Origin of the sequence: Mycobacterium sp. (assembly GCF_035314665.1) — a bacterium.
In the GTDB taxonomy this organism is placed as follows: Bacteria; Actinomycetota; Actinomycetes; order Mycobacteriales; family Mycobacteriaceae; genus Mycobacterium.
This window is the reverse complement of sequence record NZ_DATFZD010000113.1, coordinates 1-5312: the sequence shown is the minus strand read 5'-3', so window position 1 is coordinate 5312 and position 5312 is coordinate 1. Positions and strand designations below refer to the sequence as shown.

Here is a 5312-nt window from a genome sequence, read left to right as displayed (position 1 = left end):
TTCGGTCTTCCATTGCCGGGTGCGGTACCCGTTGGAGCCCCCGCCATCGGCGCTGATCAGCAGTCGGGTAGCGGTGGGGTGCAGGATCGTTCCTGCGTTGCGCCACCAGGTCTTGATGGTGTTGACCGCGAACGCGGCGGTGTCGTGGTCGGTTCCCACCGACACCCACCCGGTGTTGGTTCCCACGTCGTACACCCCGTAGGGGTTGGCCTTGCCCAGCTCCCTGTCGATGAAGTCGTGGACCTTGACCTGCTCCGGCTCGCCTTTGGGATGCCACTCGCGCCCATTGTTCTTGTAGGACCCCACCAACTCCTTCTTCTTGGTGTCGACACTGATCACCGGGTTCCCGGTAGCCAAGTGGTCGGTGGCCTGATCGTTGAGGTAGGCGAACTGGGCGTCACGGTCAAGATGCTGACCGCCCTCGGTGGTCTTGGCGTTGGCCTGCAGGCTGTAGCCCCCTTCGCGCAGCAATCGGCGCGTCACGATATCGCTGACCCGGTGGCCGTTGTCCCCCAGCGCCTTGGTCAGGGCGCGGATCGACTTGGACGTCCACCGCAACGGCGACATCGGATCGCCCCTGGTCACCGGATCGATCAACGACTCGAACGCCGCCACCAACGTCTCGTCATGGACCTCGGCTCGTTTGCGGCCACCACCGGCCCGACGCGACCTGCCGGCACCGGGATGAATACCGGCATCGGCTTCCTTGCGGCCCCGGCGAACAGTGTCCGCCGCGACCCCGGTCGCCTCGGCCACCACAGCCACACCCCCCGACCCCAACTCCGCGGCTTCGGCACCCAACCACAATCGCCGTTGGAACTCCGACAAATGAGGTCGCATCACCTCGTACCGCCGCGCCACCGACTCGACCAAATCCGCCATAGCACAACCGTAACGCCCACATCCCCAAAAACGACGTTAATTGATCACAGGCCCTATGGGTGTTCTGGCTGGCACCGCTCATCGGAGCGGCCATCGCCGGAATCGCGTACCCGTATCTGTTCGGCAGGCATGAAGAACTCGCCGACCGCCCGGTCCGTGATGAAGCACTGGAAGCCGACGAAGACTCGGGCCAGCACCGAGCGGAGCGGGCCTGAATCCCCGAAACCGTCCAGTTCGCGCGGTCTACTGATCGGCCGCACGACAACAATTAGCGGCCCGTCCCTCCGTCGCCGGTGCCAGCTCTAAGCTAAGCCTCGACCGGCTCTCCGGCCTCTGCGGCGCGGAAGTCCTCAAACCGCTGCGTGGCCCAGGTCCAGGCTTCCGGTCACGTTAGGAGCCGCGGGCGCGAATGCGTAACCAGGTTTGGTGCTGGCGGGGCCCGCGGTGAAGTAGCCAGCGTTCACCTGGCCCTGGTAGAGCCCATCGTCTACCGCCCCCGGGGTCCCACGATTCGGGGACGGCATAGCAGCTCTGCCGGTGGGGCGCTGTTCGGGCTGACGGTCGATAAGCAATCGGTGCAAGGTGGTCGTCGTCCACCGTCCACGGCATCTCAAGAATGAGCTCGCCGCCGCTGACGGTGGGCGGGGCGTCTTTGTGCCGGTGCAGCAGCCAGAAGTACTCGGCTTGTAGCATGTCCGCGTCCCGTAGTACCGGGAAGCTGGCGACTTCCGCCCCCTCACTCATGGGCACCACATAAACCCCAGGGGCAACCTCTGTACCACAAATGGACAATTGCCACTGCTGTCAATCTGGTGCACCCGAAGCCAACATCAGCCTGACAATCTCGCAGCTGACCGCCCAGCAGCCGAGCCAAGTTGCTTGTTTAGACGAATAGCTCGCCGAGCATCGGTTCTACCAGCCTGTTTCTGCCATCTCTGGACAAGATCCGGCCACGGCGGGATTATTGCCGCGGGTACCGGAGTTTGCCGACGCGAAGGGGCACGAAAACCGGGCGCACGACCGAAGGACACCGTCATGAAGCATTCACACGTCATCGCACTCGTCACCGGAGCCAACCGCGGACTGGGCAGGCAGTTCGCCGCTGAACTCGTCGCGCGCGGCGCGAAGGTTTACGCGGGCGCACGCCGACCCGAGACGATCGACCTGCCCGGCGTCGTGCCCATCCAACTCGACATCACAGATCCGCAGTCGGTGCGCCGCGCCGCCGAGATCGCCACCGATGTGACCGTCCTGGTGAACAACGCCGGCATCTCCACGCGTGCGAACCTGCTGACCGGTCCGCTGGAGGATGTGCGGCTGGAAATGGAAACGCACTACTTCGGCATGCTCAATGTCACTCGGGCGTTCGTCCCGATCATCGAACACAACGGCGGCGGCGCGATCCTCAACGTGCTGTCGGTGTTGTCCTGGCTGCACGTTCCCAGCAGCGGCGCCTACTCCGCGGCCAAGGCAGCGGCCTGGGCATTGACCGATGCGGTGCGCGACGAACTCGCGCCGCGCGGCATCCATGTGGCCGCGCTGCACGTCGGCTACATGGACACCGACATGGTCAGCTACCTCCCGGCGGACCAGAAGATTGATCCGGAGGTGGTGGCCAAGCTGGCGCTCGACGGGCTGTTCGCCGGCGAGCCGGAAATCCTTGCCGACGAGCTGTCGCGCACCGTGAAGGCCGCGCTAGGGGAGCAGCGCCAGTAGCTCGTCGACGAAACCGACGTATTCGCCGGCCTCCGCGGTCAACGGATGTACCAGCAGGGTGGTCACCTGTCGAGCGGGCTTGCTCAGCAAACGAATTCGGCGGGTGTGCGCCGCGTCGGCAACGCATGGGATTGCACGCCGATCTACAGAGCAAACCAACAAACCGCTTTCTACTCGCGATTCGCCACCTGGAGCAATGTGCCCCCGGCAGGATTCGAACCTGCGACACCGGCTTTAGGCCTTGAGCTGTTCCAATAATCTTCGGCAGTTTCCGTTAGTGTTTGGGGGACAACGGGATTCGTTGACTTGACGCACCGGTTGAGTCTCGGCGATTCGCGTCTTTTTCCGGTCATATCCGGTGAATAAACGGTGGATGACTCAGGCTGCTGCAGCGAGCCAACACCAACGGCATCGGCGTGAGCCACTGTGGCTAAGGGGCATGCCGGCTTGACCTCCTCGGCCAGACGGCTGCCAGCTCATCGGCGTGTTGACAGGTCATGAGAGGTGAGAAGAAGAAAGGGTGGCGGCTAACGTCCGCTGACGCTTCCGTCCGCCGCCACCTACTACCACGCCTGGCCGGCCGTGGTACCGGCAATACTTCAATCCCGGTGATATGAGGGCCTTCTGTCATGCGAATGACCGCAACCTTGCGTTGTCGCCGCAACCGCGTTTCCCGAGCATGCCGACGATGTCGCCATCCGTCGCCCTGGTGTGCCCGCTGGCCCCGGCCACGCTTGATTCCAATCGAGCTCTGTAAGGAGTTTCACGAGTCATCCCCTCCGGCCTGCGCTACGGCACGCTATGGGCTGCAATCCCTCTCACCGTCCCGTGACACTCATACAAGCTCTGTGAGTTTCTTTACTGGTATGAAGTACGGCGCCACGTGGGCCCGGGAAATGCTCTGGCCGATATAGTTGCTGAAGAGGGAAGCGTCGCACTGTCACAACGGCGGGAGAAGCCCATGACCGGCCAGCCGGACTCACCCACAGGGCCGAGCTTCGAGCGTGATGTCCCGTCCTATGTTCCGCGAAAAGACCGCGACTCGATGCTCAAAGCCTTCGACCTCTGGTCCCACAGCGACGTCCAGGCGCACCAGGACGCGATCCTCGAGCGCCTCCGCGACGGCACGATGCCCTGTGACGGGGCGTGGCCGCCGGAGCACGTCGCCGTCTTCCAGCGCTGGATCGCCAGCGGGTCGGCGCCCTGACCGCGCGCCGCGGTGACTGAGCAGCGCACGCCGGATGAATGATCTCAGCGCAACGGGCGCCAAACCTGCCCTTCGGCAGGCAGCTGCGGATGCGCTCGGTCGGTCCGTACTGGAACGACGAACACGAGATCTGCCGCGTCGCCGCGGCGACGGCTGACACCAACGGCAAGCGCACCCGATTCTTCTGGCTGACTCAGCGCGCGGTCGGCCAGATGCTCCGGCAAGGCAGCGGTCATGTCGTCAACGTCAGCGCCAGCGTCGCGGACCACGCGGACTCCGCGGAGCCAACCGCGCTGGCTGCGCTGAGGAAGGGTGGCCTGGCCGCGGTCACCAGGTCGCTGGCTTGCCGCTCCGGGAGCGGACGCCAGCCGGGTGCTCCTCTTCCTGCACGGCAGAGGTTACGAGCTCGGGTCGCTTCGCAGCGACGGCGAAGCTGAGATCAAGACCATCTGGGCGAAGGCTCGACCGAAGAGGTGCCCCCGGCCAGGGTGGTGAAGCGATCAGGCCCCACCGATCAACGACCGCGCCTCTGCGGGGCCGACCACGAGATCGTGAAGGTCGCCGCCCACCTCGAGTCGACCCGACTGTTCGATCCCGCCGACCTTCACCGGCTCGAAGCCGGCTGTTCGGATCAACCGCTCAACTTCCTCACCAGCACGGTCGTCGCCGGTCGCGTAGAAGAGGACCGCCGGCTCAGGTGACCGGTTGCTAGAGGACTCGAAGAGATCGGCCGACAGGGTTCCAAACGCCATGGCCAAGCGCCCCCCCGCCGGCAACCACCCAGCTACAACCTCGCCAGAGGATTGCCCTTTCGGCAGGAGACGTGAGACGTTACCTTGTGCGTCGATGGCGAGCGGGTTGCTCGGAACGAGCACGAGCTTGTCGGTTAGCGGGTCGGCGATCTCGTCTATGACGCCCTTCAGCACGGCAAAGCGCAGCGCGAGGACGACGGCATCGGCGCCCCGCAACGCGTCGCGGTTGGCGACGGCGACGACGGCAGCGCGACCGACCTCTGCAGCCAGCCTTCGTGCCGACTCATTATCGGCGCTCGAGAGCCGCAAGGTCTCGCCGCCTGAGGCGAGCTGGCGGGCGATGACCGATCCGATCCCTCCAGTGCCGATGATCGCGGTGGTCATGACCGAAACCTCCTCAGCGTCATGGTGCTAACAACGGCGGCCCGAAGCATCGCGGGCCCGAGCGGTCTCGCACCGCCTCGCTGAGAGCGGGGGAACGGCGGGGAGGTGCTGTGAGGATGACCGTTCCCCGCCGTCCTTGGTGAAACGCACGTGAGGGGTGGACACCTGACGGAGTGGGACCATGCGTCCTCCACCCGGGGCAAGGGATCTCAGTGTCCGGGGGACTGGCCACCGTCGATGTGAAGGATTTCGCCGGTGATCTCGGCATTCACTCGGTCTGCTCGGCGAGCGTAGTCGATGGCCAGTGAGCGGGCGACCAGTCCCCCTCTGGGTCCGTGGTTTGCCCCACCTCGATCAGATGACCGTCGGGA

At 64.9% G+C, this 5312-nt stretch carries 5 protein-coding genes and 2 pseudogenes; 4 read left to right on the top strand and 3 right to left on the bottom strand.

Going from position 1 to position 5312, the window contains the following annotated elements; genetic code table 11:
• Positions 1–882: ISAzo13 family transposase (locus VKI00_RS08540; RefSeq protein WP_414687151.1), on the bottom strand; the 882-nt coding region annotated here is incomplete at its 3' end.
• A gap of 53 nt (positions 883–935) precedes the next feature.
• Here VKI00_RS08540 and VKI00_RS08535 point away from each other — a divergent pair.
• A pseudogene (locus VKI00_RS08535) lies at positions 936–1097 on the top strand (aquaporin); the annotation flags it as partial.
• 144 nt (positions 1098–1241) lie between these two features.
• On the opposite strand, the pseudogene VKI00_RS08530 reads toward VKI00_RS08535, so the two are convergent.
• Positions 1242–1491: pseudogene (locus tag VKI00_RS08530) on the bottom strand (hypothetical protein); the annotation flags it as partial.
• A 426-nt stretch (positions 1492–1917) separates the two neighbouring features.
• On the opposite strand from VKI00_RS08530, the gene VKI00_RS08525 reads away from it, so the two are divergent.
• From VKI00_RS08525 to VKI00_RS08515, 3 genes are all read left to right on the top strand, one after another.
• Positions 1918–2598 carry an SDR family oxidoreductase gene (locus VKI00_RS08525; RefSeq protein WP_324436715.1) on the top strand — a complete coding sequence of 227 codons (681 nt, stop codon included), beginning with the start codon at positions 1918–1920 and terminating at the stop codon, positions 2596–2598.
• 961 nt (positions 2599–3559) lie between these two features.
• Positions 3560–3805 (top strand): hypothetical protein, encoded by a 246-nt coding sequence (locus VKI00_RS08520; RefSeq protein ID WP_324436714.1) that lies wholly within the window; start codon positions 3560–3562, stop codon positions 3803–3805.
• Between the two features lie 38 nt (positions 3806–3843).
• Positions 3844–4242 carry a hypothetical protein gene (locus tag VKI00_RS08515; RefSeq protein WP_324436712.1) on the top strand — a complete coding sequence of 133 codons (399 nt, stop codon included), beginning with the start codon at positions 3844–3846 and terminating at the stop codon, positions 4240–4242.
• Positions 4243–4305: 63 nt separating this feature from the next.
• Here the strand turns inward: VKI00_RS08515 and VKI00_RS08510 are convergent, their stop codons facing one another.
• Positions 4306–4941 (bottom strand): NADPH-dependent F420 reductase, encoded by a 636-nt coding sequence (locus tag VKI00_RS08510; protein WP_324436710.1) that lies wholly within the window; start codon positions 4939–4941, stop codon positions 4306–4308.
• Positions 4942–5312: the final 371 nt, after the last annotated feature.